General features: G+C 42.0%; 22 protein-coding genes and 1 pseudogene. 14 read left to right on the forward strand and 9 right to left on the reverse strand.

The annotated features are described in order from the left end of the window. Positions 1–242: 242 nt before the first annotated feature. From VF06_RS33190 to VF06_RS33210, 5 genes are all read right to left on the reverse strand, one after another. The gene (locus VF06_RS33190; RefSeq protein WP_099070251.1) at positions 243–3,611 is read right to left on the reverse strand and encodes an RNA-binding domain-containing protein; all 3,369 of its coding nucleotides are present in this window, start codon (positions 3,609–3,611) and stop codon (positions 243–245) included. A 195-nt stretch (positions 3,612–3,806) separates the two neighbouring features. Further along, on the reverse strand, positions 3,807–4,607 hold the full coding sequence (gene drmC, locus VF06_RS33195; protein ID WP_099070250.1) for a DISARM system phospholipase D-like protein DrmC: 801 nt from the start codon (positions 4,605–4,607) through the stop codon (positions 3,807–3,809). Then, positions 4,604–6,463, reverse strand: a complete 1,860-nt coding sequence (gene drmB, locus VF06_RS33200) for an MrfA Zn-binding domain-containing protein (RefSeq protein ID WP_099070249.1) — start codon at positions 6,461–6,463, stop codon at positions 4,604–4,606. The genes drmC and drmB overlap by 4 nt, the downstream gene beginning before the upstream one ends. Then, positions 6,460–9,855 carry a DISARM system helicase DrmA gene (gene drmA, locus VF06_RS33205; RefSeq protein WP_099070248.1) on the reverse strand — a complete coding sequence of 1,132 codons (3,396 nt, stop codon included), beginning with the start codon at positions 9,853–9,855 and terminating at the stop codon, positions 6,460–6,462. The genes drmB and drmA overlap by 4 nt, the downstream gene beginning before the upstream one ends. 179 nt (positions 9,856–10,034) lie before the next feature. Next, positions 10,035–10,412 carry a hypothetical protein gene (locus VF06_RS33210; RefSeq protein ID WP_099070247.1) on the reverse strand — a complete coding sequence of 126 codons (378 nt, stop codon included), beginning with the start codon at positions 10,410–10,412 and terminating at the stop codon, positions 10,035–10,037. A gap of 42 nt (positions 10,413–10,454) precedes the next feature. Between VF06_RS33210 and VF06_RS43125 the strand changes: the two genes are divergently transcribed. Then, a complete protein-coding gene (locus VF06_RS43125) occupies positions 10,455–10,556 on the forward strand; it encodes a DUF4351 domain-containing protein (RefSeq protein ID WP_244918197.1) in 102 nt (33 codons plus the stop codon). A 13-nt stretch (positions 10,557–10,569) separates the two neighbouring features. Here VF06_RS43125 and VF06_RS33220 read toward each other — a convergent pair whose 3' ends face one another. From VF06_RS33220 to VF06_RS33230, 3 genes are read right to left on the reverse strand one after another with little or no spacing between them, the layout of a single operon-like run. Further along, a complete protein-coding gene (locus VF06_RS33220) occupies positions 10,570–11,019 on the reverse strand; it encodes a type II toxin-antitoxin system VapC family toxin (protein WP_099070245.1) in 450 nt (149 codons plus the stop codon). Next, positions 11,019–11,309, reverse strand: coding sequence for a DUF2281 domain-containing protein (locus VF06_RS33225; RefSeq protein WP_099070244.1), 291 nt, complete (start codon positions 11,307–11,309; stop codon positions 11,019–11,021). Before VF06_RS33225 ends, VF06_RS33220 begins: the two co-directional genes overlap by 1 nt. A gap of 40 nt (positions 11,310–11,349) precedes the next feature. Beyond that, the gene (locus VF06_RS33230) at positions 11,350–15,420 is read right to left on the reverse strand and encodes an Eco57I restriction-modification methylase domain-containing protein (RefSeq protein ID WP_099070243.1); all 4,071 of its coding nucleotides are present in this window, start codon (positions 15,418–15,420) and stop codon (positions 11,350–11,352) included. 90 nt (positions 15,421–15,510) lie between these two features. Here VF06_RS33230 and VF06_RS33235 point away from each other — a divergent pair, with 90 nt between their 5' ends. The 3 genes from VF06_RS33235 to VF06_RS33245 all read left to right on the forward strand — a co-directional run bounded on the left by VF06_RS33235 (position 15,511) and on the right by VF06_RS33245 (position 17,368). Further along, positions 15,511–16,065 carry a GNAT family protein gene (locus VF06_RS33235; RefSeq protein ID WP_099070264.1) on the forward strand — a complete coding sequence of 185 codons (555 nt, stop codon included), beginning with the start codon at positions 15,511–15,513 and terminating at the stop codon, positions 16,063–16,065. Between the two features lie 18 nt (positions 16,066–16,083). Further along, a complete protein-coding gene (locus VF06_RS33240) occupies positions 16,084–16,620 on the forward strand; it encodes a hypothetical protein (protein ID WP_099070242.1) in 537 nt (178 codons plus the stop codon). Positions 16,621–16,753: 133 nt separating this feature from the next. Next, positions 16,754–17,368 carry a hypothetical protein gene (locus VF06_RS33245; protein ID WP_099070241.1) on the forward strand — a complete coding sequence of 205 codons (615 nt, stop codon included), beginning with the start codon at positions 16,754–16,756 and terminating at the stop codon, positions 17,366–17,368. Here the strand turns inward: VF06_RS33245 and drmD are convergent. Beyond that, the gene (gene drmD / locus VF06_RS33250; protein ID WP_371411469.1) at positions 17,365–20,607 is read right to left on the reverse strand and encodes a DISARM system SNF2-like helicase DrmD; all 3,243 of its coding nucleotides are present in this window, start codon (positions 20,605–20,607) and stop codon (positions 17,365–17,367) included. The genes VF06_RS33245 and drmD overlap by 4 nt on opposite strands. Before the next feature lie 636 nt (positions 20,608–21,243). Here drmD and VF06_RS33255 point away from each other — a divergent pair. The 10 genes and pseudogenes from VF06_RS33255 to VF06_RS33300 form a co-directional block, all read left to right on the forward strand. Beyond that, positions 21,244–21,642 (forward strand): hypothetical protein, encoded by a 399-nt coding sequence (locus VF06_RS33255; protein WP_099070240.1) that lies wholly within the window; start codon positions 21,244–21,246, stop codon positions 21,640–21,642. 22 nt (positions 21,643–21,664) lie between these two features. Next, complete coding sequence (locus tag VF06_RS33260; RefSeq protein ID WP_099070239.1) at positions 21,665–22,216, forward strand: hypothetical protein; 552 nt, start codon at positions 21,665–21,667, stop codon at positions 22,214–22,216. An 8-nt stretch (positions 22,217–22,224) separates the two neighbouring features. After that, positions 22,225–22,473, forward strand: a complete 249-nt coding sequence (locus VF06_RS33265) for a hypothetical protein (protein WP_099070238.1) — start codon at positions 22,225–22,227, stop codon at positions 22,471–22,473. 2 nt (positions 22,474–22,475) lie between these two features. Beyond that, a complete protein-coding gene (locus VF06_RS33270) occupies positions 22,476–22,694 on the forward strand; it encodes a hypothetical protein (protein ID WP_011316696.1) in 219 nt (72 codons plus the stop codon). Positions 22,695–22,704: 10 nt separating this feature from the next. Further along, positions 22,705–23,547: a phage terminase large subunit family protein gene (locus VF06_RS33275; RefSeq protein ID WP_099070237.1), complete on the forward strand. Its 843-nt coding sequence runs from the start codon at positions 22,705–22,707 to the stop codon at positions 23,545–23,547. 4 nt (positions 23,548–23,551) lie between these two features. After that, a complete protein-coding gene (locus tag VF06_RS33280) occupies positions 23,552–24,133 on the forward strand; it encodes a hypothetical protein (protein WP_099070236.1) in 582 nt (193 codons plus the stop codon). Between the two features lie 157 nt (positions 24,134–24,290). Next, complete coding sequence (locus VF06_RS33285; protein WP_099070235.1) at positions 24,291–24,779, forward strand: hypothetical protein; 489 nt, start codon at positions 24,291–24,293, stop codon at positions 24,777–24,779. After that, a complete protein-coding gene (locus VF06_RS33290) occupies positions 24,779–25,120 on the forward strand; it encodes a hypothetical protein (RefSeq protein ID WP_096585442.1) in 342 nt (113 codons plus the stop codon). Before VF06_RS33285 ends, VF06_RS33290 begins: the two co-directional genes overlap by 1 nt. A gap of 4 nt (positions 25,121–25,124) precedes the next feature. Continuing rightward, complete coding sequence (locus VF06_RS33295; protein ID WP_099070262.1) at positions 25,125–25,775, forward strand: M23 family metallopeptidase; 651 nt, start codon at positions 25,125–25,127, stop codon at positions 25,773–25,775. A 26-nt stretch (positions 25,776–25,801) separates the two neighbouring features. After that, a pseudogene (locus VF06_RS33300) lies at positions 25,802–25,990 on the forward strand (glycoside hydrolase family 24 protein); the annotation flags it as partial. Positions 25,991–26,227: the final 237 nt, after the last annotated feature.

A 26,227-nucleotide genomic window follows, 5' to 3' on the forward strand; every position in this document is an offset into this window, starting at 1 on the left:
GTATAAACCTAATGAATTTAGTCTGAACATTGTGCTGCTTGTGTTGGTATATTCAATTTCTTATCGGCATACTCGAATTTGCGGAACTACAACAAACCAATCTTCTGTTAGGTTGCAGTAACCAATATGCCATACTATCAAATCTCTAATTACTTAAAAGTATGTTAATAACTTAAAAATAGATAGTTCTAACTTAATAGAACTTAAACTCCAATTACTAGAAAAATAATTTCTCCGTTTATCTAAATAAACCAGGGTGTATTTTCTAGTGCTGTGTGCAAATGAAATGACTGATTTTGACGAAGAAAAGCATCAGTTAAATAAGCAATGTCTCCAGCATATTTAGTTGTAATTGGTTCAGCACAAAGTGAATCAGTAGATGCCCAATTTAGTTTTGTTAGGCTAAGAATTTGAACTGCCAAAGCTTTCAAATCCGGGGCGGAATTAGGTACACCGCTTGGCTGTTCTGTCCAAATATTTATTTCTAGAGTTACAGGTGTTCCCAATGTTTTACGATAAGGATTATAGCCAGTAGTAGAAAGATAAATTTGATTGGGAGAAGTTATTACATAGCTACCACGGCTAAGGCTACCATCAGTTTCAACTCGACTATCATAAAGTCTTAAATGATGATGAGTATTTATCCATACAAACGAATAAGTTCCCTGTGGTCTAATGCTACGAGCAGCTCTTAAAATCGCCACCTTATCTTCTTGTGAAAACTTAGCTGAATAATGAAAATAAATATGTGGAGTTTCAGACAATGAAAGACGCGATAAAGTTTGTGTAATTAATGTTTGGAAATGTTCAGTTTTTTCACTGTAGGGAAATGCTTCTGTGTTTCCTGAATAAAACTCCCACCTGCCATATTGATTAAAAATGTTTGCATAACCCATTAAGCGTTCAGAACCTCGCCGACCACTTTGCGTGTAAGAAAGACCAATAAAGAAATCAGCGTCAGGGATTGCATCTGGGAGAACCCAAGGAGTAATACCACATTTAGCAACAAGATTCAAAGCTAAATTCAGGTCTTTCCAATCTGGATTTTCCAGAGTAGGCGTATCAACCATTTGGCAAGGAATGCCATTTTCAAGTAGCAATCGTTTTATTTGATAGTAAGGAGAAGTTTCGTCATCAATTGAAAATCCTTTTTCAGGAACATGGATTAAGAATATGCGCCTCAAATTTTTATTACCTATCCACTCTGGATGTTCGCTAAGTAATCGTCTACACTCATTTGTAATCTCTTTTGGTGAGGTAACATTAATAATTGAATTATAGATAAAGCGCGTACAAAAAGTGCGTTCAGAGCCACGATATTTGTACTTTCCTGTTTTAATACGCTCGATTAAATCCGCCATATTGTTCCGCAAGCTTGCGATACAGATTGGAACGATCTCAATAGAGGTTGATTCATTGTAGTAAGCCCCAAATTTAGTAATACCTTCTCGGATATCCGGTGATTCACGACGACGGTTAAATTCAACATTTGGTTCAGTTATGCTTTCAACTCTCAGTCCTTTTATTATGTGATTTTGACGTAGTAAAAATACTGGAGAAGATTGCATTTCTATATATAAATCATTAAAATTTAAGGGAAATATTGTTTGAGCAATATCTGTAGCAATTATCTGTGTTTTTTCGGCCCTAATTTTTGCAGCGTTAGGTTTTAAAGCTAAACTATACTCTTTAATTAATTGGTGAAAATTTAATTTAATTTTGTGTCGATTTAATTCTTGTTCAATAAAATCTCTAGGAAGATTGGGGATGACTTTATTACTAGGAACTTGTTCTTCTCTTTCAAAATCAAAAAAGAAAATACGGCTCCATTCTGCATCAGCATTAATAATCTTACCACGTCGCCATCCCTGCCATTGTGCTGTTACTGTTTTTTCAAGCATATCGCTCACTTGAAAATTACTTAAAAGAGTAGATAAAGATTGGACATTCTTAACTTCTAATGTGTAATCAATACAAAGGTAATATTGCCCCAAGTAATGACGAATTTGAAAAGTATATGCTGGATAAAATCTGACAATTTTATTAGCAGCTTGAGATAGGGGAAGTGCAATACCTTTTTTATGAGCTTTCAATATACCGAATGATAATTTATCAATATACCAATCATTAGCTTCGAGAGCATCTTTAAGAGATGATAAAATATCTTTAATACGATTATTTAATAATTTTTTGTTTATTTCTTGTCCATTAATATTAGTAAAATTCAGAGGAAATAAATTAGTAAACTCAGTATAAGTTTGAATATTTGCGGATTGAAGTTTTGCTTCTCTTTCTTCTGCGTTACTAAATAAAATTACTGTTGTTTGTGATTGACTGACTTCATAGACTGGTGCTGGTAGATAGAGATTAAGCATTTCATCTCGCATTCGTTTAGTGCCTTCACTAAGTGCTCTTACAAATGCAGCACCATCTTTATCTCGTATCATTTTTAGCCATTCAATTAATAAGGAATTGCGTGGAGTTGAAACAAGGATAGTATTTTCCAAAGAAAAACGCTCGGGAACATTGAAATCTCTTTGCAGAATGCATCCTGAATTACGAACAATGAAGCCATCTTTATACGATTCACATTCAATAGGAAGTTTTGAAGCATATTCTCGGTGAGCTACGGCATTAACGATTGCTTCATCAATTGCAATATAAGGGTATTCTGGTTCTTCTATAAATCCACCATCTGGACTCCTTCGCTGATAAAGTTTAAAAAACCCTGATTCCTTAAAGAATGTACGTAAATTACGGATTTGTTTCGTAATTGAACCACTGAATTGTTTTTCAAAAGTGGGTAATCTGCGGGTTGCTATATTTTCTGTAGTTGTTTCAAATCGAAGAAGACGAATATAAGACCAAGTTAGTAATCTTTGAGGATTTGCAGCAAAAAATAAGAAGCCTGCATTTGTAAATGCATACTGATTTCCGTCTTTAATTAATGCCCCAGCATTATATAATAGTTGTTCATCACTGTATTCATAGTCAGCGTCTAATAAATAAACTTTACGAAACTCTTGTAATACTCCTTTATCTAAGTCATTAGGATCGTAACAACAGCAAAATTCATGCTCAAAATCAAGGATTCTTTTGTCTCGTTTGAGTTGGTAAAGTTGTTCGTAATTTAATAAAATATTTTGAAACCCTTGGCGTTTCCAAGCTTGAGGAGAGTTACCTATTGTTTGACAAATTCCATATTTTGTATATGGAACATATATTAAAGCAATTATGTTGGAACTGTGAGTTTCATCTTGACAGTCAACTAATCGGACTTGAGCCGATTGATTAGAGAGTACACCATTGATGTTGAGCAAGTTATTTAACTTTTTTTCTCCCAGGTGTTTAATGCCTTTTACTTCACCTTTATTTGAAATTCCTATTACCAAAAGGCCACCTGACAAATTTGTATTCGCAAATGCAGATATACATTCTGTAATTTGTTCGGTCACTTTTTGGATTTGGCTATTACCGACATTGCCACACTGGTCTGGACGACCTGCTTCTTTACGGTCGAAGTACTGACCTTCAAAATCGGAGTCAGAGCTAGCTGTTAAAAATTCCCAGTAGTTCTCTGGACAATCGAAAACTTCTTTGGGTTTGGGCATGAAACTGGAAATTACTGAGTTTGCTGTAATTAATATATCGTGTACTTTCGCTTATGCAAGAGTTTATGGAATGATACCTTAAATAAACCTTCTTGCGATCGCAAAAATCCTGTATCATCTACTGAGTTAAACTCCAGCAATCCATTACTGAAAGCCAAATCTTACCAATAATAAGTAAATGATTATACTCAATCATTAAATTCCCGGTACTCGTCGTAGTATATTCTTTGCCACCAAAGTTTCAAACTGCGATCGCATTCCTTTAGCAGCTACAGGGTCATCAATTAGTACACCAGCTTCAATATTGCGTTCGTGGGCGGCTTCAGTAAAGTTAGCTGAAGTTACAAGCAGGCGTTCTTCATCTACGACAACGCATTTTGCATGAAGACAGGCTTTTGTACCTGCACCTGGGGCGAGCGAACGGGGGTCATAAAACACTTCTGGTAAGCGTTGTCCCGTCCATATCTCTTTACGGAATGTGTCTGCAAACTCTTTTAAAAGCGTTGACTCTGGTAATTTATTGTTGTGCGATCGCTTCACATTAAGGAACATCCTGACATTTATCTCTGGATTTGCATCCATCCGGGAAGCCAGTACACCAAACAAAGCTTGTGCTTTTTTCCCTTTGTCAACAGCAAAACTAGAAATGAGGATGCTACTTTTGGCCGTGCTGAATAACTCGCGCACAACAACGCTAGTATCGCGGCTTTGGGAACCAACAACTTCTTGTCCTGTCCAAACCAACTCTACTCTGTCGTGTATTTCCTGAGATGCTGACCGTTCTGCTGCTAGTAGACGCAATGTGTAAGCTATGTGGTCAGGAGTAGCACCCATTGCATTAAGTCGATTGAGTTCCTCAACAACACTGCTACTGAGAATTTCTGGGACGTAGGTTTTAATAGTTGAGATGCTAAAGGGTGGATGAAGCCTTCCTGTTTCAAAGGCTGTAGCCAAACTGAGCAAAACTGGTCGGCTCAGTTGGAGAAACGCTGTCATGACAATTCCTGATTGAGAAAAAACTCAGCACCCAAACCCTCAACTGTAGCTACGACAAGCGCCCGGTCAAGAAATTCGTTACCACGTTCGCAGGAAGATTCAGCAATTAATAAACATCCATGACAGGCTGCACCATGCAAAAAACGCTCCTCTTGTACGTTGTCTGGCTGGTGTTGGGCGCAAACAGGGTCGTTAGAACATAACCTTCCTAATTCTAGGGCGGTAGTTAGATGGTACTCAATTCGCTTGCCAATTTGTACTAGACCTCCCAAAGTTCCCTCCGACCCAGGGGAACCAGTGTATAAAAGAATTCCATAGCCAGTGTCACCAACATAAATGCGTTCACGAATTGATGAAGCAGCATAACCACATTCTAGAGATACTGCTGTGATCAATAGATGTGACAAAGAATGCAGCATAATATAAGGTATTCCAGGAAATTTAGCTTCTGGGAGTGCCTTGCGCTTCTGCCACACCTCGAAGCCCCTCCTCAATTCCAGCCCACGTTTTTGCACCGCAGGCTGCTTTACCCAGTTTTCTATTGCCTGTTTTTGAAAGCTGATAAATACACCTTCACCACGGTTTTCGATGGCAGGAACCCAGCTTGGTTCGATATCAAGGGCAGCCCGTCGCACATCCAGTGCCAGTTCGCCATCAATATCAGGCATTGCAGGTTCAAAGCGGGTGAACCCGACTTGGGCAATGACCTCTCGTAACCGATGTACTAGAATAATCCGGTCAACACGAGAGGATAGTAATGGTGGCAAAGCAGTTAACTTGCGGGCGCGGGCATAAAAGTCACCATCTGGGGCATCTTCTCCCATCTCTTCTGGGCTGGAAAGCAATGTTTCAATTTCTACTTGTTTAATAGTTTTACCTTGGTCTCCTTGTCCACTTTGCTTGCGCCGTATTTCTGCCCATACAGCTTCATCGCTAAATCCTTCCAAGGCGTTAGCAACTTTTTGTTTGCGGCGTTCTCTTTTGACATCATCTGAGCTTTCTGCATACTGAAGAAAGTCTTCATAAACTAAATTAACTGCTGCTCGCAGGGCTTCATCTGAGTCTGGGAGGGAGATAACACTCAAAACTTGAGAAAAGTAAGTATTACTTGCAGCTCTTACTAGCAGTCGGTTGTACTCTGGTTTACCAGTAACGCGGGAAACACAAGGTTCAAAAGCTTTTGGCCCTAGCCAAGGACGATGCCCCAGACATTGACCCAAAATTTTGCCATTGGGTACTGTGGCATCGGAGAGGGGACGACGAGCGCCGCAGGCTTGACAGCGAACGAAGATATCTACGAAATCGTTGCCAGAACCACGTTCGTCAAGCCAAAGCTGACCCCGGCATTTACTGAAAGTATCGCTATTGCTGTGGACAAAGCGATACCAGTCGATATCGCTGATGTGTCCGTTAACACAAGCTTGGACAAAGCGAACGGGGACAACTGGGATTTTCTTTTTGGTATCGCTGAGGTATTTACCTTTAACTAAACTACCCCAAGGTATCAGAGGACGGGTACGGTATTCTTTGGCGTTAGGGGAAGTCCAAGTTTCTTCTACTTGGGCGACAAACCAAGTGGGGAAGGTAAAAGCTGAAATCCCACTTCTGGCGGCGGCTGGGTCTTGCTCGTCTGTAGGTGGCGCATACATAGCAATGTCTCTGACATCCAAAATCTCGGCAACCCTGGCTGCAAGGCGGTCTTCGTAAATTCGCCGTCTATTACCCCGCCAGTGGTTGAGTCCGCCGATGATGACTGAGTAATTTGGTAAGTCCACCATTGCGCCGGGGCCAAAGGTGGAGATAATTTGGCTTTGCCGTATTTCTCCTGAAGGCTTGCGTTTGCTTTTTGACTTCATTTTTCGTCCTCCTCAACCTCAAAACCATCAGGGTTACAAACCCACAAGTTGACTGTGGGTTCTACATCTCGGAGGCTGCGTTGTGCTTTGAACTTGCGTGCTTCCATTGGTTGCTTTTCAAGTTCTGGGTCAAGGGGGTCGAATAATAATGGCGGTGCTTGACCTACTTCTTGTTGGTATTGCAAGCTGATTTTTTGACTAGCAATGCGTTCCCAAGTGTCTAGTAAATCTTTCACCCGTCCGCGAACTTTTTGACGTAGTGCTTCGGCTTCTAGGGCATCAAGTTCTTTATCGTGCATTTCTGCGCGATCGCTAATGGCATCGACCACATATTCTAAATCCTGCCGATGTTGTAAAATCTCGATAGCACGCGGTGGTGCAGTCATACCAGGATGTCCTAAACGCGCCAAGGCAACGGAAATAGCGGCGATACCCCGGTCAATGGCACGAGGTGAAAATGGGGTGACGCTAGTTGCTTCTACGGAACGGTAAAAGCTGGTATGCCAAGCTGGGAAGCGTTCGTAGTGAGAGCGATCGCGTGGTCGATGTATATTTAATAATGTAATCACCAAACCAGGGCGATTTTCATCCCGTCCCACCCGGCTGGTAGATTGAATATACTCGGATGCTGTTTTTGGTTGACCCAACACGACCATCAACCCTAAACGGGTGATATCCAAACCCACGGATATCATATTTGTTGCTAAGGCTACATCGATATGTTTCTTCTCGTGAAATGGTAGTGCCAAGCAGCTTTTGATTTCAGCAACAACATTAGTGCTGACACGGGAAGTTAATTCCGCCGGTTCATAGGCAATTTGACGGTCAGCAAATAAACCTTCAGTTTCGTTGACTCGTTTTCTCAAGCTATACCTTGCTAGACGAGAGTTGACTTCATCTTCAACGATGCGGCGACTACCACCTAATTCTCGCAGGGAGTTAAAATATCCCAGCAGGGTCATGTAAGGATCTGCGGGGTTATCAGGATTTTTTGCTCCTCCTGCTGCTTGATAATGTTTCTGTGCAGCACCCAGTAGTGCTAAGTAAGTTCGTAACAGTACCACTTTTAAGCTTCGTCCCTGGGCCGCAATGCCTACATAGGTACGGGCATTACTGACACTTGCTGGCACGGTTTTGGCGAAAAATGAATCGCGGCGATCTGGGCCGGGAGGTGGGAAAATATCTACAGCATCTCGCCCAAATAAGGCTCGAATTTGTTTACTAGCTCTCCGTACTGTTGCGGTAGAAGCAATAATTTTAGGGCGTAATTTTTTACCTTTATTTTCTCGGCTGCTCAGTTCGTCAATGGCAGTTTCATACAACCCTACCATTGTTCCCAAGGGGCCGGAAATTAGGTGCAACTCGTCTTGAATAATCAAGTCTGGGGCCGGTAAATGACCAGCAAGTGCTTGACCGCGACCGGGATGGGCAGGCCCGTAAAAACCATCTTTGTCATAACGGTCTACCAATCCAAATAATGCCCCAGTTTCTCCTACCCAAGGGAGATTAGCGAATTTATCGACGGTGGCGATAATAAAGCTGGGTAATCGTTGGTAAATTGGTTCATCTACGGCAACAATGGGCAACGATTGATTGCGGGTAAATTTGCATTTGCGGTTGATACAAGTAATTTGCAGTGACTTTGGCTGGTTTGCATCTGGTAGTAATTGAAAGGAATCAGAGGTAAAGCGTTTACCGCACCAAGGACAGTTTTCTAAAGGGATGGGTGAAGGTTTGCGGGTATCATTTTGAAAGGCAATAGTACGAGCGCGGGCGGTGTATTCATCGTTATCGCCTTTTTTTCCCATACGGTTGGGAGTGGCGGTTTGTCCCACCCACAGTCCAATTTCAAAAGGCCAGGGGCCTAATTTTTGTGTATCTTTTTGTCTTTCTAACTCTAAGGCGCAGACAAGAGTAGCAGCACGACTTAATTGATCGAGGGTAAGCAGGCGCAGGGTATAACGCATCAAAACACTTACGCCAGCTGAGTTTATTGTGGGGTTTCGCAGGCGGCGCAATACCATTGCAAATGCTGCTAATCCTAAGTAAGCTTCGGTTTTACCACCGCCTGTGGGGAAAAACAGCAAGTCTACTAATTCTCGGTCAGGGTGTTCGGGATGGGCGATACCAACCAAGTTCATTAGTAAAAACGCCAGCTGAAAAGGTCGCCATGCCGGAGGTCTGACAGATTCTGGGGTAGTATCTGTATTGTGGGTAAGACGCTGACGGATAGCAATGGCGATCGCTCGATTGGCAATTTGAAATGCTTCTAATACATTAGGATCGTCTAGGGCTTGCAATCCGGCGGCGATGCGTTTGTTTGCCCTGGTTGCCCGGTTGAGTAAATCGTTAGCAACTTCCAGTCTTTCTGGTTCACTGGGAAGATTGAGCTTTTGTGCTTCAATCCACACCCCATAAGCATCAACTATCCCAGACATCATATTTCGCAGAGTTTCCACCGTGGGTGCGGCGGCGAGTGCTTCCATCCCCAGTTCCACGCCTGCAACTTGCTCAGGTACTACCTTTTCTACATCAGCAATGGGCATCCAAGCAGTGCGGACTTCTTGACAAGTAGTGTCATCGTTGGTGACAGCAACAGCTGAAACGTTATGTCCTACTGCATACTCATAATCATCTCGATACTGTAAATCTGCTACCTTCTCATCCCAATCATCACCGTGTCGTCCGCGCAGGTTGGGACGAGGAACGAGAGAATAAGGGGTGCGGATGATGAGGCAAGTTTGGAAGGCGAAAGCAATATCGCTGTAGGGGTTGGCGGCTGGCGGGCGATAGTTCACCAGGAACACGGACACGGAACGAGTACCAACAGGAACTAACTCCGCCGCAGTTACGGGACGCACTGAGGTAACGAGTCTCAAACCGTTACTACCAGGAATTTCCCAATGTTTGGGTACATTACTTAAATGGAGAGGAACAGTTAATTCTGCTTGTCCGGGGGTTCTTTGCCACAGGCGGGGCAACTGGAGTTGGCTTTTGGAGTCTTCCTGATTTTCTTCATTTTCTTCATCAACCGGACTGTAATCGCCCCAGTGAACAGTAACATTTATTTCCTTAGCGGTTGCTGGTACAAGGATGCTTAAACCCATTGATGAGGGGAAAAATGCTCTCCGAGCGGAGGCACTGTCGGGTTGCTTTTCATCATCGCCAGCGTTGACTTGAGAAATCTCGTCTATGTCATCGTTACCTATATCTTCTGAACGCTGTTCTACCGAAGCTTCATAAGGCACTAAAAAACCCGTGAGATACCACTTAGATGGAGCTTGGTCGATGATTTCATCAACATGGGCGATATCATTGGGCGTAGGCCCCACTAAGTCAAGTTGTAGGGCATCAATGAGACATGAACGCACTTCGGCAGGAGTATGGGGCATGGTGTATCGCTGTTTACTCCTTTAAAAGATATAACAAGCAATTAACTGTTTTCTTATGTTGCCCGAAGTGTTTAAAAGTGTCAAATAATACTTTTGTTTAAAATCGTAGAAATCATTTGAGTTCAATGGTCACTGCAAAATTAAACTCACTAAAAATACGCTGATGTGCTGATTATTACCTAATCCCACCAAGCATATAACTTTTGAGAATTTATCTCTAGCTCATCGCATCCCCAAACAAATTGAACAAATTCACCAACAAAATCTAAGTCTTCCACACCGATAACTGTAATCGCATCAACAACTAAATTTGGGTTTTCTGCGCTGGTAAATGCTGTTCCATCAAAATTTACTATTAACCCTTTTTCTTGGCATTTCTTTCCAAATTCGATAAATAAACCTACGGATGGAGCTGCGTTAAAACTTGCAGATGTTGTAGTGTAACCATCTTTAACAATCTGTTCTAAGATTTCCAATGATAAGCCCTGAAACTTAATTGCATTAGGCGTATATTCATTAATTGTAGTACCCAGGATTTCCTCAATACGTTGAACCATAAATTTAATGATATAGATTCATCATTGATTGATAGAATTCGAGTGCTATCTGTTGAAAAGCTAGATAATTTAGCAGAAGCACCACTAGATTTTTCAGAAATATCTAATTTAGTAGCTTGGTTAAACCAGAATGAAAGTAATTAATTTCATCAATTAATCAACTTGTCAACCACGATTCAACAGATAATGTTTTTACTTCTTTAATGCGCTGAAAATCGCTATCGGCTGAGACGATGGTAAGATTATGTTGTAGGGCAATCGCTGCAATCCACAAGTCATTTTCACCAAAACCTAAATCAGTTATTTTAGTTTTTCTCCGCTTGCTTTTTTCTTTGGGTGCAAATTGATTAAACAAATCAGCTTTGAGTTGCCCGTAGATATTAGCAGTTTCTTTTTCAATGTTATGAATATAGATACCTCTAAGAAAATTTATGATTAGTGCTAAATTACTTTGTTGTCTTTGAGAACGTACAGCCATATCTATCAATTCTCCCTGCACAATCACACAGGTTGAAACTAAACTATTTTCGACCTCAAGCAAACGATTTAGTATATTGATATTTCCTAAAATGGCAAGACTACAGTGATTTGTATCGAGTAAGTACATTATTCAAAAGGATTATTATCATCAAATTTCGCTTGACCACGACTAGCAATGACTAGCCTTAGACACTCTTCTAAATCATCGCCTTCCCAAGTACCTATGGTTCTTAGATGTTCTAGAAGTGACCTACCTGTAGAATTAACTGTAGGTGTTATGGTAGATTCTACTTGATTTGATTTTGGTTGTACTTGGGTTTCTTTTGTTTTTAAGAAGCGCAAAAAATTAAGTGTTTCGGCTATTAGTTCATCTGGTGCTGATTCAATTTCTTGGAAAAGTTGTTCTCTGATTGTCATATTTATACCTGTTGTTTAATTAATGTGTTTAAAGTGCAATTTACTCCAAATTTAACCCTGGTATTATTGGCGCATCTTCTTTAATTTTACGTGGTTTACTAGCTTTCTTTTTACTAGCTTTAGCCTTGGGTTTCTTTTGTGCTGCTTTACCGCCGATTATTTCAGCTTGCGCCCGTTTTTGGTTAAGGTCGAGTAGGCGTGCTAAAACTTCATCATGCACTTCTTCTGTCCAACGGTAACGCCAAGGTTTTTTGCGTTGTCGTCCGTTGCTGGTTTCTTCCTCGTCTTCCTCGTCATCGTAGTCTAGCAGGAAGGTGCAATCGGTGGGGATGTCACTCCAGCCGTAAGCTTCGAGTACGGCTTTATCCATTGCGGCGTGCAGTGAGCGTAATTTTAGGATATCAGGGTCGCGTTCTTCTGGGTCGTGGAAGCGGTTGTAGGTGTCGGTCAGTCCTTGGTTGTTGCGAACCATTAACGCGGCGCGGTATTCGTAGTATTCTTTACCTACGGTTTCTAGAGTGGGGTTGGTTTCCCAGTTTTCGGGGAAAGGGAAGGTTTCAAAGCAGTCTGAGGGGGTGTAGCGGAGGTCATCTTTCATGGATGAACCAAAAAATCTCGCCCAAATTTCGTGGATACGAGATTGTAAGATTGCAAATGCCGACATACTGGAAAATGCAAATATAACTAAAGCATCAGACCATATTGCTCTTGAAGGAAGCATTGTTAATGTCCAATGTGGTTGATGTCTAGAACAAGCTAAAACATTATTTAGTTGATGAATAGATGCTTGAAAATCATTTCTTGGTCGCCAAAATAACCACCAGGGAGCTTTAGCTACATCAGAAGCTTTTGTTAAACGTGAGGGTTTAACTTTTTGCTCTAAAATTTCTATTAATTCTACCCATTCTCTTGCTTCATGTTCTTCCATAGACCCAAAATTAATAACATAACGCTTGTGAGAATGAGTAGGACTTTCATTAACTTCTGAACCACCCAAATAAGGAAAAATACGCTCTTGATTTTTTGGATTATTAGATAACAGGGTGTTCATTAATGAAATTGGAGAAGCGTCAGGATCATCATCCGCGAATAAAAAACCATTTCCATACAGTTCAATACCCTTGGTAGATTTACCAGACATTTCTAAAAGTTTACTTGGATTATCATGACCTCCAGAGTGGACAAGAAAAGCAGTAATTTGTTGTACAGGTTTTTTATCGAGATAGAAAGGAGGTGATATTTTACCTTTAAAAATATTGATAATACTAACAATTACTGCGGCTTGACCAAACCATTTAAATCTTCTTTGTGCTTCAAAAATAATACCGTTATTTTTACAAATCCATCGAAGTCCCCCATAACGGGTATCACCTTGAGCAATTGTATTAGTTGCAATCAGCCCTAATGAACCACTTTCACGTAATAAATCAAATGCACGACGGAAAAAATAAGCTACTAAATCCGTTCTATTTCCTGTTTCTGGAAACTGTGTTGTAATCCAATCGAGATATTCTTTTGAAGTTGCACCAGAAATCATTGTTCCACCCAAAAAAGGCGGATTACCAACAATTGCATCAAAACCTGGATTTTCTCTATCAAAAACCTCTGGAAACTCAATATCCCAGTTAAACGGAATAATTCCCTTATCTCCACTCCGCAACCTACTAGCAATTTCCTCCAAACTCTCAGTATCAGCTTGGTGATATCGCCACTTTCTTACTAATTCTGCAATCTCAGTTTCTCTCTCTTCTCGCTGCTTCTTATTACTTCCCTCAAAAAACGCCGCAATTCTCACATCCCCCGTTAACCGCGCTTGGTACAATTCTTGTTCTACTTTGTATAAATAATCTCGCTTTTGGTCATCATCAGCATCACTGCGGGTATCCAACGCCTGAATTTCCGCCCGATAAGAACGCGCACGGTCAAGTTGCTCTTTTAAATATGCCAATAGCGGTAAATCGTAAGTAGCATCCTTTCCAAAAGACCCAATCTGCTCTTTCCTCAACCCTACCAGCGAATCCCCACATTTGAGGGCATGGTCAAGAAATGTAAACGGTAAATCCTTTGCCAGCGTCACCAACCATAAAGATAACTTCGCCAAATTCACCGCAAACGGGTTTTTATCCACACCATATAAACACCGTTGCGCCACCAAGCGACGCGCAATTAATAATGGTTCTTCTTTGCCATAATTGCTAATTGTCGCATTCTGGTTGGGATGCCTTTGGCTGGCGGAGCGATCGCTAATTTCCTGGCGAGTATCGTTTTCCTCGCGTTCCCAAGCTTCCACCACCTTCTCAGCCAACTGACGACAGGTTTCTACCAAAAACGCACCAGAACCCATCGCCAAATCACAAACTTTCAAAGATAAAATTTGTTCCGCAGTCGGTTTTTCTCCCAACCCCTCCAACACCGGACGCAGGGTTGTTTCCACAATTGGTTTAGTCAGTGACCTGGGCGTATAATGCGAACCAGAACGCCTGCGTTCTTCACCTGGCTGCAAGTACAGCGAACCCACAGGCAATAAATTTGGTGTTTGCCGCGATACCTTCCGACCTAGTGCGATCGCTATATCTTCCAATGATTGCGCTGCTTTCAGTTCCTTGAGAGCATTACCTGATACTTCGCAATTTGCCAATTCCTTCAGTAACTTTTGGCGATCGCCCGATTTCGCTGCCAAAATCGCTGCTACATTAACTACCACCGTTGTAGAAACCTTTGAACCCTTGGGTTTACTGTAAACTCCAATACTAGGACTTTCTGCCTGTTCCACAGCAAAACCCATAATGCCTTCATATACCGAGCCAATTTGCTCCACATCTAGCGATCTATAAGATAGCCGTTCTCCTTCCAAAATTAGTAATTTTTCTAACAACCGATAAATCACACCATCGGGGATTCGCGGAGGCTCGATTGCTTGACCCGCCACCCCTTCGGGGTTCGCCAGTCCACTCGGCGGCATAGCCGCACGTGTGGCTGGTCTCACAAACTTACTACCGCGTGGGCGACCTTCTAAAAACGCATATTCATCTGGGTCAAAAAGCTGACCATGCCGTGCTGGTAAATACTCTGGTGTTTGTCCGCCGCCATCATAAACTAAGCGAAATAAACTCAACAGCCATGCCCACGCCCCATAACGCTGATCCATCGTGTCGGGGTAGTTTCCAGCATCTTCACGTAGCCGTTCATACAAGCCAGTTACAGAATAGTTACGCTGATAAATATCGTCTGGCGGCATTAGCCCTTCGTCCTCAGCGTAAAGCAAAAATACCAGCCGCATCAGGGTAGTGATTAATCCACCGTAAATGTGTTGTGAATCTGTAGCAGCAATTTCATCTAATAATTTACCATCAACTGCCGCATCCGCCATTTGAAACCCACGCAGCAGTTCCCACAAAGCATCCAGCACTTGGTTAGCCAAGGTTGTAGAAACTTCCGCTTGGTACTTACGGCTGTCTTCCAACAAATTTTTTAAAGAACGACCTGTAGTAGCACTAAACACCCGAAATGCCGATAGCAGCATTTCCATCGCCCCCAAAATCAGCCTTCCAGACACCTCACACATCGCCTGCACTGGAAAGGTCAAGTGTCCAGAAGACTCGCCCCGTGGCGCATACACCAAACGCAGCAACCCGCCATTACACAACAAACCTATGGGTATTTGCGTCTCCCGCAGCAACCGCTCAAACTTAGCTTGGGAGCTGGCGTGCCAACCACTGCTAGACTTAGTTAATTCTGGTGCGACTACATCCAACTCAGTACCAGGAGAAATTATTTGCACCAAAATCTGCGGCTTGTCGCTATCTGGGTCAGGCACAATATAGGTAGGCGCAAGAATTTCGCTGTAATCAGGTAAAGCTATCTCATATTCTGGTGATGGTTTAACAAGGTCGCTCTCAGCCCAGCCTAATACATTAACCGTAAAAGCGGGAAAATCAGCAATCAAGCCATCTTCATCAACCGCAGCCAGCAAAGATTGTTGCAAATCTACAACATTCCGGTTGACCACCGCCTGCGCCTTCACCAACGCCGGGGGAGATACCACCAACCCTACAGGCTGGAGAAAACCCAACCACTCTTTATGTCTGGTGATTTCTGGGTCAATTGCCATCGTTTCTCCTTTGCGGTCTTTGAGTCTGGTACAGTTTGTTTACTTAATCTGATAACATCAAAATCTGCTAATGCACACGATATTGGTGCGATGCGAACAAAAATACAACTAATTCGCGGTCAAGATAGCATGACCGTGGAAGCAGTTTTAGTAGAATTAGTGCAAAAGCACGTCAATGATTATGCCTCAGAGTGGAAAGAACAATTAAGATTGTACGGACAAGAAGATAAATTTTGGGACTGGGAGTTTAAACTTCAGTTCGTTATTCACAGACAACCAAACCGCGAAGGCTATGCAATTGAGTACGAAAGCAAAACTCAAGGGTTAATGCTGATTGAAACTCAAATGCACGGTTCGCGTATCAGTGAGGGTAAACGGTTAGTATACATTGATGGAATAGCTTCTGCCCCTTGGAACCGGGAATTTATTCAACGCCCACCAAAATTAAAAGGCGTTGGTACTGCACTTTTAGCATTTGCCAGAAACCGCAGTATAGAACTAGGTTACGAGGGTAGAGTTGGGTTGCATTCGCTACCAGGAGCAGAAGAATTTTATGATAATCAAGGGATGATTGATTTAGGAGAGGATGAAGATTACGAAGACCTAGTTTATTTTGAGTATGGAGTTTGCCGTTCTTCTGAATAAGGTAGCGAGGTGAAGTTAATGAATCAGGAAGAACCTAATTATATTCAAAGCACTTTTAATCAAGAAAATCCAGTAAATCCGATGGATTTATTGTTTGATGAAAAATGGTTGAGAAAAGCTGTTGAAGCAGAAGATAAAGTAGGTGGTAATATTGGTGCTGGATTGGATTGGGGTTCTGGATTTGGCGACCTCATGCTTAACTTTGAACTTTTAGGACGTTTAACAACTTTACGGGTTTCTCTTAATCGAGAAGTGCGGTTGCTGCTGAATAATTGGAATTTAGGAACAGCTACAAAAATTGCGGTAAAAACTGCAAGAGATAGATTACTTCAAAGATTAAGACTACCTACACCAGAAGTCAGAGAACAGATACTCATTGTTTTGGGAAAAGATGAACTTTATGGCGAAGAGTTTATTTCTAATCGAGAGATACTGCGCGAATTGCTGGCGGTGTTGTTGAAACAAGAAGATTGGGAAACTATTGCAGCAGTTGCAGCAGATTCGTTAAAAGAGACAATTATGTATCAAGTTTATGTTGAAAAAATTTCAGCATAAGTCATAAATTGAAATAGATGAATTCATCTATGACTGATTTAACTACCAACCAGCAAAATTTTAGAATAAATGATATCCTCACTCGCTTACATAAGTTAGCAGAAAACGTAATTTGCTTGATTGGAGGAATTCAATGAGTCGTCCACCATTACTAGACCCAAATCGCTCATATACTTTTAGCAATTACTTTGAATTAGGGTTTGCAGTTGATGATTTAGTAGCTGAATTTGGTTATTCATTCGAGCGTAAATTTCTGGAATTACCCCAATATTCAGGCTCATTAGACAGACTTGCCGAACTAAAACAACGAATTGAAGAAGTATTACCTTTTGTAGATTTAGAAAACGAAGCTACTCGCCGGGAAATTTTAATTGCACCGATTGTTACTGATTTAATTCATTATTCCCACGCTAAATTACGAATAGAATACAATATTAAAGTTGATAATAAACTCCAAGGTAATTTGGACTATTATTTACGAACAACAACAAATTTAATTGTGATTGAAGCCAAGCAAGCAGATATAAATAGGGGATTTATACAACTAGCCACTGAGATGATAGCTCTCGATAAATGGACTGATTCTACACAAGCTGAAATATTAGGAGCAGTAACCACAGGTAATGTTTGGCAATTTGGTAGATTAAATAGACAAAAACAAAGTATTGAACAAGCCATTAACCTTTATCGAGTGACTGAAGAATTGGAAGTTGTGGTCAGAACGTTGCTGGCTGCACTGATGAATTAACCGCTAACTGGATACAAATAAACTATACCTACAGGCTCAACTCGTACTGCCTTCACTTCATAAATTGCTTCAATTCGTGCTGGTTCGCGTACCAACTCTTGGGCTAACATATTTAGCCGCTTATCCCAATGGCGACGGTCTGCTTCTAACTGACGCAACTCTTCTTCAGGAAATAATGACAGCTGTAGAGGTTGTTCGGTTTCTTGTTTAGTTTTGAGAATGCGATCGCGTTGTTCTTCTAAAATCTTCTTCATTTCCTCAGCTTCCTTTTGTCCCCTTGCTGTCAGCTTTTTCTTGGCGCGTTCAGCTAGTACCTCTGCGCGTTTGTGCAAATGTGGTGTCAACTCTCCCACATCCTGAGATGTAGCTTGACATAAGCGTTGTCTCACTGATGCGGGAACCTCTCGCAACCGGGGAGAAGCCAAGGAAGTTTCCAGTAAAACTAAAACATCGTCCTTTTGTCCTTCTGGTAAAGCTTGTAACTTTTTACGCCCTCTAGTTACTGGGTCTGACCATTCCGCAGCCACAGCAATTACTTCATCATGTAATCTAGTAGCGCGATCGCCATACAAAGATAAACGTCCTAAAATTAACACTTTGGGTAAAGGTTCATCCGTGAGACACACGCAAGCACGAGTTAATTCATCATGGATAAAACCCTGCGATAAAAAGCGTCCCAGCAATCGCTGTACCAATCGGTGTTCCAAATGCAAGTGAACTACATCGCCATCCAAAGTACCTGAGTCACGGAAGATTACCGGACGAATAGGAGCTTCCCGCCGCCATTCCCAAGGTTTTTGACCTTGTTTTCGCGGTATTCTTAAGGTATCAAGGGTACTAGCCCAGGTGGGGTCTGCTCCCAAGCGTTGGTTAAGAGATGGTACTATCCAACGTGCAGTAGTAGGGTCATTAGCTGCCTCATTAGCATCCACAGGTGCAAGCGAACTGACTCCCAAAATTTCCAAAGAAGCGGAAATAGCATCCCGAAAATGGCGGTCATCCAGTCCCAACCAGTCCTGCGAAGTTTTGAGCATTTCTTGAAGTTGTGCTACTTGGTTCACCAATTGCTCTTTCCTGAGTCTAATTTCCTCCAGTTCTTCATCAACTACTTGGGAGAAAGCGTTGGCTTGAGTTTCAGACTGGTCTACTTTTTTGATTACCTCAGCAATTGAATTTGCTTGTTCATGGCGAATACCCCCTTCCAGCAATCTTGATAAATTCTTCTCTACTACTGGAGAAAGGCTACCCAGTTCTTTTTGTATGGTTGCTGTCTTTTTAATTAAGATATCTAATACTCGATCTTCGGCTCGCTGTGGCAATGCAAAATAGTAACAGCGAACAATAGGCGATCGTTGCAGTTTTCTATCAATCCGCCCATTTCGCTGTTCCATACGGCTGGGATTCCAGGGAACGTCAAAGTGGAACAAATCAGCACAGTTATTTTGTAAGTTTACCCCCTCCCGTGCTGCGTCGGTGGCAATGAGGATACGTAGAGGATGGCGAGACGGGTCAGTATTAAAAGCGAGTTTGATTGCTTCTCGACGTTCTTCGCTCATACCACCGTGAAATACATCAATACGTTCATGCTCCCGCTCTGAGCCTGCAATCAACGCTTCTAATTGCTGTTGGAGGTAACGCTTTGTATCTGTATATTCAGTAAATATAATTACTCGGCGGTCATTCCAAGTAGCCCCTGGTTCGCCCAAATTTGGACACAGATTACTACGAATCCAATTTTCTAGTTCTTTGATGCGGGGGTCTGGCTGATAACGTGCAGCATTTGCAGTCTCAGACATTTCTTCTAGTAGTTCTAATTCGCGGGCTGTAAGTGCAGAGGTCGTAGCTTGACTAGTTGCTGCCATCATCTGAGCATCTTCTTCCGCCTGTACTTCTATTTCATCAAGTTCAGCGCGGTCATCATCAGCACCTGGAGGTTCCCACAGTAGCGGTAAATTACGTGACAATCTAGTTGTATTAGAAGTAGAAGCAGCTTGCTTTTCAATTGCAGTACGATGCACCTTTAAAGTTCTAGCAAATGCTTCGATAGAGGAGAGTAGGCGTTTTTGCAGAGAAGTGACAACAAGCATCGCTGACTTTTGAGTGGATTTGGATGTATCTTTTAACCGTTCCTCACGTAGTTGGCGATATTCTTGTAACAATCGAGACAGCTTTAACTCTGGAGCATTTGCAGGTAGCCCATCAATAACTATGGGAATAACTTGGCGATTAGGAAAATCTTCTCCTATCTCCCGGAGGTCGCGTTTTAATCGCCTTACCATCACAGTATCAAGTAGTTTTGGGTTGCGAACGGGCACGCCTCGACAAAACCGTTGTGGGTCAAGAATTTCTAGTAATGCGGCAAAGCTGTTAGAGTGGCCGTTGTGGGGAGTGGCAGACAGAAACAGCTTATGCTCAAACCGAGGTGCTAAGTCACGGACAGTTCGTGTCAGTTGAGAATCAACAGCATATTTGGCACCACTTGCTGGGGCGGCGTTATGAGCCTCATCAAGTATCAGCATTGATGCAGCAGAAAAATCACCTAACCAATCACGTAATGGTGCAGCATAGGTTTCATCTCGGAGTAGCGCATGAGAAATAATAAAGCGGTTGTGCGTTGTCCAAGGGTTAATTCCATAGCCACGTTCTTGGCGACGGGAGGCAACAAACTCCCGATCAAAAATCATAAAAGTGAGTCCAAATCGGCTCTCCATTTCATCGCGCCATTGTCGTACCACCGATGGGGGACAGGAAATGATCACGCGCCTCACTTTTTGGCGCATCAACATTTCACGCAGGATCAGCCCAGCTTCAATGGTTTTTCCTAAACCAACATCATCAGCAATAAACAAAGCCACTCTAGGCATCAGTAAAGCTTTACGTAGCGGCTCTAGCTGATAAGCTTTTACCTCAATTCCAGCTCTGTAAGGTGCTTGAAATAATTTTGGGTCTATTGAGGTAACACAGTTCCAACGCAATGTGTGCAGATAAGCAGAAAATAGCCGTGCATCGTCAAATCCTCGGCTGGCAACTACATCCCAATTAGTTGCACTTATGTACTGAGCATCAACTTCTCTCTCCCACAAAACTTCCAGAGGAGCTCCTAGTGCATCGTCATCTAGACACGAAAGGCGAACTAAGGTGTCTTCCTCAGCAGACGGCCCAAGAACTACATCTTCTACAAGATACTGTCGGGAGCGTACCCGAACGATTTGTCCGGCTTCAAGGTTGATTGCTGGCATTTTGTCCTACATAAGTACAATGGCACTTTGCGTTTTATCATCCGAAAGGCATTGCTGCCATAGCATACACACCTAAAGTACCGGACTTATCAACTAGTGTTAGTTATAAATTTTACCACTAGCTGTCCGTGAGACGCAGCAATATCAGACGATTATATTTTAATTTCAGACTATGATAAAGCGTGGCATTTGCTACCAAAATCATCTTTTTGAGCTACTAACAATCAAATAATTTCAACATTTGAAATACATACTGTACTTATGATTATGAATTTTTCGGCATTACGATATTAAAACTGAAAGTTTACAGATAGAAAAGTAACAATTGATTTTGATACCAAAAATTTCACTTTTGACTATGAATTTCTGTTAGAGTGCTTTTTTCTCAAAAAAGTTATTTTTTCAATTTCTTACTCATATATACAAACGTGCTTGCATTATCAACAGGCAGTATGTAACTTGGCTAGTGTGTAGTTTATTTGGAGATAGGTTGAAATATAGATGTATTTGAGTTGAGCTATACCTGTACTAAACTGGCATATTTGGTAAATTATTTTCTAATTTACAAACAGTTTAGTAATTTGCTAGTTTAATTCGCTTCTCATTGATGTTGTCTTTTACTTGGAATTGAGTTTGATGGTATGTGAAAACGTTATCTACACCCAAAAAACACTTGCTGAAAGGTACGGGATTTCAATCTCTGCTTTACAAAAGTGGTATCCCTATGCCGGTATAGTAAAACCGCGAAAGCGGGGAGGATATTTTGATGCAGCAACAGTTGAGATTGCTGATGTTTTTTACGTTGCTACCAAAATTCGGCGGTTGACGTATAAGGAATATTTACAGCAAGTAATTCCTGCTGGTGGCTTAGATGCTTATTTACAAAAAGTTAATGGCCTAACCCTTTATAACTTTTTGACCAAGCATATATCTGATGAAGAAAAAAACAACCCAATTGTGCAATCAGTAATTAGGAGAATTGAGCGGAATGAAGCATATCAACAAAGTGGCAGAGACTTTGCAGGTGTCGCCTGATGTAGTACGTACCTGCTGTCGGTTGTTAGATTTAGCTTTGCAGCCAAATGATACGCTTGACGAAACAATTGAACAGCAATTAGTTCAACTTAAAGAGATAGCTTCTCGTGAAGGTATGTCCCTTGAAGAAGCTGCCCAGCACTTGATTGCAATGCGCGATCGCAAATCAGAAGTAGGCGAACATAAGTTCGACAAGCGCGAGTATATTAAACAGCGATTTGGCGTAGATCCAGAACAAGCTTCCCCCGACAGCTTTGTAGGAATACTTTATCGGGATGCTGATAGGGGTATTCAGTTAGGAGAATTACGCCATAAAGTGGTGCTTGAATCTTCCACACTTGCTCTAGAAGAATTTGTTTTTCATGGCAGTAGTTCGCTGGCTGAAGGTAATACTTCCGTTTCGCCCGGTTACGACCAGGCGCAAGAGCGAATCAATTCGCGCATTGATAACGATTTTTTCGGCAAAGTGAACTGGGGGGAAGAGACTCATCCACTGTTGGTCAGTACATCGACACCGCAGCCGAGACAGTTGAAGTCCTCGCAGCCGAAAACCGTGCAATCTCCGAAGAAATAGTTAGCCAGATGCTACCCATCTGCTATCGAATACGGGATGAAAGTTTACTTAATTTGAGAAAAACATCTACTCAAGCAGTTGGTATAAATTTACTTTCGGTAGTAGCTGGTACTGTGATTGGGACGTGGGTAGCGGTTCCCCCAACACAAGATAAACAGGAGATTTACAGCATCCAGCCAATTTTGGTAGGTGTAGGCATAGGTGAATTAGTGGGTTTAGTTCTGGCACTAGTAGTTATTTGGTTTACCAGGGAGTAAGTATGAGTGCAGCATTTGACTTTTTGGTTAACACAGCAGGTGGTTTGTTAATGAACTTGGGTGTTTCTGGGATGGTGGGACAGCTATTGGGAGTGGGGGCCACTCTTGCCTTGCACCCTCTGTTACTACTAACCGGGATAGTTGTGGGTGGTGCAGGAATTGCGATCGCACGCGAGTTAAACAAGCGCCCTCAGTTGCAGTTGGTTGTTGATAATACGTGAGGGGTAAATTATGTTTACTCCTACACCTGTGCGAAATAAACAACCAAGTCGAAGAAGACAAAAGGTAAATGTCACCCTGTGGACGGTTTGTTCGACTGTTAGTGCGTTGTCTGTGATTGGGGCGGTTGCATTAATGGTTGGATGGAAGCAACAAATTCCAGGTAATCAAATATCAGAGGTACAGCAAGTAAAGGCGCAAGTTGCCCAAATTCGAGAAGTGTACTTAGAAAAGCTTTCCCGTACTGACTACAATATAGACCATCTGTCCAGTTACTCCTCAGTAGAAGGTGCGCCTACTCTTACGGGCTGGCGACAGTTGGCGGCGGCATTGTGGGGACAGCAATTGCGGGGTGAAATATCCAGAATGCAAGCTAATGAGAAATCTGGGTTTTACCGCCTTCATTATATGCCAGCACTGGAGATAGTTAAGTTCAACTCTCTGGATGTTTTACTAGAAGCGGCTTCTGGAAATAATAGTTTTTACTGGGGATACCGCAAAACTGATGGTACGAAAGTAGAGGAGAAGATACCAACTGGGGCTGCTGCTGTTTTGATCTTGGGTAAATTAGAGGCGATTGATTACGCACAGAATTTGGAATCTCAACCATCGGTTGACCTGAATCAAATGCTAATTCAGATTAGGAATGCTCAAGAACCATACTCACTTGCACAGGCGCAGCTGTTACGGGCGCGCGGGTATTTAGACCCAGTAGAGCAGATGGCACAGGTGGCAGATATCCGCGAGAAAATACGCCAGAAAGAGGAGGAAAGGCGAATATATCTCCAACAAATGAAGAAGCAATTACCTAATCTAATTCCTAACAGAAAGCCTGTTAATAAATCAGGGGAGTGATGTCATGTATGTCAAGTTTGCTGCTGCGATAATTTGCATAGCTTTGTGTTCGCTCAATGTTGTAGCGGCAGTCAAACGTACACCTATTCGTACTACCCTGGAAGGTTCAACTCGGACAACGGTTGAAATGATGCCATCTCCCAATTCAGAAGTGCATTGGATGAGTGCAGTTATATTTTTGGCTGGGTTTGCTTGTTTCTTGAGTTGGGGCATTTATGACTATAACAATGCAGTTGAAGAAACAGATGAAGTGTCTGATAACTTGGGAACTTCTAACAATCAACAACTTCATGTTGGTGTTTCTAATACTGATATTCAGCCTTCTTTAATCCCCCCAGTTTCGCCTCCTGGGATGAGATTTAATAATGAGTTTTCTGCTAAAAATGTCGTTCAATTTTCTCCTCGTTCTACTGTTTCTGGATTAGGGCGAGTAGATAGTAGTCAGTTTGTTGAAAATGGAGTGCAAAATCAACCTGGAATGTTATCTCCAGAAGAGTTTTACGCCCAACTTCAAGATGAAGATTTTTGGGAAGATACTAACTCCCAAATAAATAATAAACCCGCCAGCTATAGGAATCCGATTTGATTTCTGAAAAAATCTAAGTATATGTAGGGTGCGTTATCACGAAGTGTAACGCACCGTATTCTGGGCTTTGGTGCGTTGCGCTGCGCGACAACACACCCTACGTATTTGTTCAAAAATCAAATATGAATCCTATAGTTAGTTAATTTGAGGTCATATTATGAGTAGAAATCAACGCCGTAATTTTGATGTTGATTATTCTGAAGGTGGAGCAATTGTGCCTGCCAATCGGTTGCAAAATATGTTGCAGCAGGTACAGCAAGGAGGAATGGTAAATCAGCAACCTAGCGTTTCTCCTATGACCACTTATGAGACTCAACCAGTAGAAGTTAGGTATATTAATGCACCTACTGCTTATAAGCCGAGAGTTCCTCAGATAGAAATTCCCTATATTGAGACTTGGAAAGCACATAGGTTGCATCCACAGAATCCCTGGAGATTTGGCTGGTATCCAGTATATTTTTTATCTGATGTAATTAAATCTCCTGTGGGTGTTGCTGCTGTAGGAGTGTGGTTATTAATAATGCTGTTGAATTTTCTCCTGAATGGCAGTTACACCGGGCCAGGATATGCAGCTGGGAAGAAGATTGAAGTTGTACCCAAGGAAGTTCCTTCTTTTGCCCTGCCTGTGGTTAAGCAATTGGAATAATGTGGGTAAAGGCAATTTTTTGGTTCGTACTGCTGGTATGGATTGCAGATATCTTGCAACCGGGATATTTGCAGTTTTATAACTGGCGTAATGCTGTGGCATTGGCACAAAAGCTTCAATTTTTATCGCCAACAGTTGTTTCTACTGCTGCACCTGGCGTGAATATGTCTTCTAATCCTGTCTCTACTCGCTATTCCCCTAAAGTTAAGGAATCTGCCACATCCGGAGATGGCCTAAATTCTCCTGATTGCCGTGTAGCTCAGAATGATTTTGAGGAAGTATTGAGTACTGCAAAGATTGGTTGTTGGCAGGTTTCTCCTGCTAATGCAAAAAGGCGTTGAGACAATGCGAATAATCTTTGAAACTGACGCTAAAAAAGAGGTTAGTAATTCGACTGTAACTAGTTTGGATGAGACAGCCGATACTAATTCGAGTGAAAGTTGGAGATATGCGATCGCAACCTCAGTTGTCATTGCAGCTATGGTCATTCCCCAGGTTTCTGGATGGATTGAATCTCAGCTGTTAGTTAAATCTCTCCAGAATCTAATACTACTTAGAACTGTTGTTAGCAATAAGGTTTTAAATAACGGTCGAATTGCCTTTCCTACTGCGGCTGGTACTCCTGTAACTAGTGAATTTGGTTGGCGGACACACCCCATTACAGGCGATCGCAAGTTTCACAGGGGAATTGATTTTGGTGCAGCCAAGGGTACGCCAATTTATGCAGTTGATGCTGGTCGAGTAGTTTTTGCGGGTGACAAGGATGGTTACGGCAAAGCAGTTGTTATTCAGCATCAGGAAAGTTTATCTACTCTCTACGGTCATGCCAGTCAGCTGTATGTACAGCAGGGACAACAAGTTGTCCGTGGGCAGATGATTGCAGCAGTAGGTAGTACGGGGTTTTCGACGGGGCCACATTTACATTTTGAGGTTCACGTTAATGGTGTAGCGCAGAACCCCCGCCCTTATTTACACGAATATTTAGCAAACCGTTGAAAGTTATTTAGCTATTGGCAAGAGCAATGCAAATTGTACCGATTTTTATATCAGGTGTAGTTGGTGCAGCCTGCTCTGTTGCATTTTCTTATGGAGTAGCTTCACTGCCATGTGGATTGGTATCCAAGGGTGCGGATAGTGTTTGCCAAGTGCGTAGTTTTGGTAAAGCAGTTGATAGTTGGAAATTTGGGTTTATTGTCGGTGGTTTAGTAGGATGGGAGCAACGCGATTTTGTGAGGTCGGGTAAAAACCAAGCGTTCGCTAAAACTGACATTTGTGCATGAAGTAATTTTGTTTACAGTTAATATACGTAATCATACGATAAATCATCTTGATGAGATATCTCAAAAAGATTGCTAGTAAGTTATTTGACGATTATTTCCAAATATATCTACGATAAGTCTTTAATACTCAGTATCAATTATGGCAAACAATAAATTGAATACAGAATT

Origin of the sequence: Nostoc linckia z4 (genome assembly GCF_002608075.1) — a bacterium.
Lineage (GTDB): Bacteria > Cyanobacteriota > Cyanobacteriia > Cyanobacteriales > Nostocaceae > Nostoc > Nostoc linckia.

Excerpts from the sequence above, each read along its gene's own strand:
- VF06_RS33190 (WP_099070251.1), bottom strand. The coding sequence starts at position 3,611 with ATGCCCAAACCCAAAGAAGTTTTCGATTGTCCAGAGAACTACTGGGAA.
- VF06_RS33230 (WP_099070243.1), bottom strand. The coding sequence starts at position 15,420 with ATGGCAATTGACCCAGAAATCACCAGACATAAAGAGTGGTTGGGTTTT.
- VF06_RS33245 (WP_099070241.1), top strand. The coding sequence starts at position 16,754 with ATGAGTCGTCCACCATTACTAGACCCAAATCGCTCATATACTTTTAGC.
- VF06_RS33235 (WP_099070264.1), top strand. The coding sequence starts at position 15,511 with ATGCGAACAAAAATACAACTAATTCGCGGTCAAGATAGCATGACCGTG.
- VF06_RS33275 (WP_099070237.1), top strand. The coding sequence starts at position 22,705 with ATGTTTACTCCTACACCTGTGCGAAATAAACAACCAAGTCGAAGAAGA.
- VF06_RS33290 (WP_096585442.1), top strand. The coding sequence starts at position 24,779 with ATGTGGGTAAAGGCAATTTTTTGGTTCGTACTGCTGGTATGGATTGCA.
- VF06_RS33210 (WP_099070247.1), bottom strand. The coding sequence starts at position 10,412 with ATGGTTCAACGTATTGAGGAAATCCTGGGTACTACAATTAATGAATAT.
- drmB (WP_099070249.1), bottom strand. The coding sequence starts at position 6,463 with ATGAAGTCAAAAAGCAAACGCAAGCCTTCAGGAGAAATACGGCAAAGC.
- VF06_RS33280 (WP_099070236.1), top strand. The coding sequence starts at position 23,552 with ATGTATGTCAAGTTTGCTGCTGCGATAATTTGCATAGCTTTGTGTTCG.
- VF06_RS33270 (WP_011316696.1), top strand. The coding sequence starts at position 22,476 with ATGAGTGCAGCATTTGACTTTTTGGTTAACACAGCAGGTGGTTTGTTA.
- drmC (WP_099070250.1), bottom strand. The coding sequence starts at position 4,607 with ATGACAGCGTTTCTCCAACTGAGCCGACCAGTTTTGCTCAGTTTGGCT.
- VF06_RS33240 (WP_099070242.1), top strand. The coding sequence starts at position 16,084 with ATGAATCAGGAAGAACCTAATTATATTCAAAGCACTTTTAATCAAGAA.
- VF06_RS33220 (WP_099070245.1), bottom strand. The coding sequence starts at position 11,019 with ATGTACTTACTCGATACAAATCACTGTAGTCTTGCCATTTTAGGAAAT.
- drmA (WP_099070248.1), bottom strand. The coding sequence starts at position 9,855 with ATGCCCCATACTCCTGCCGAAGTGCGTTCATGTCTCATTGATGCCCTA.
- VF06_RS33295 (WP_099070262.1), top strand. The coding sequence starts at position 25,125 with ATGCGAATAATCTTTGAAACTGACGCTAAAAAAGAGGTTAGTAATTCG.
- drmD (WP_371411469.1), bottom strand. The coding sequence starts at position 20,607 with ATGCCAGCAATCAACCTTGAAGCCGGACAAATCGTTCGGGTACGCTCC.
- VF06_RS33285 (WP_099070235.1), top strand. The coding sequence starts at position 24,291 with ATGAGTAGAAATCAACGCCGTAATTTTGATGTTGATTATTCTGAAGGT.
- VF06_RS33225 (WP_099070244.1), bottom strand. The coding sequence starts at position 11,309 with ATGACAATCAGAGAACAACTTTTCCAAGAAATTGAATCAGCACCAGAT.
- VF06_RS33265 (WP_099070238.1), top strand. The coding sequence starts at position 22,225 with ATGCTACCCATCTGCTATCGAATACGGGATGAAAGTTTACTTAATTTG.
- VF06_RS33255 (WP_099070240.1), top strand. The coding sequence starts at position 21,244 with ATGGTATGTGAAAACGTTATCTACACCCAAAAAACACTTGCTGAAAGG.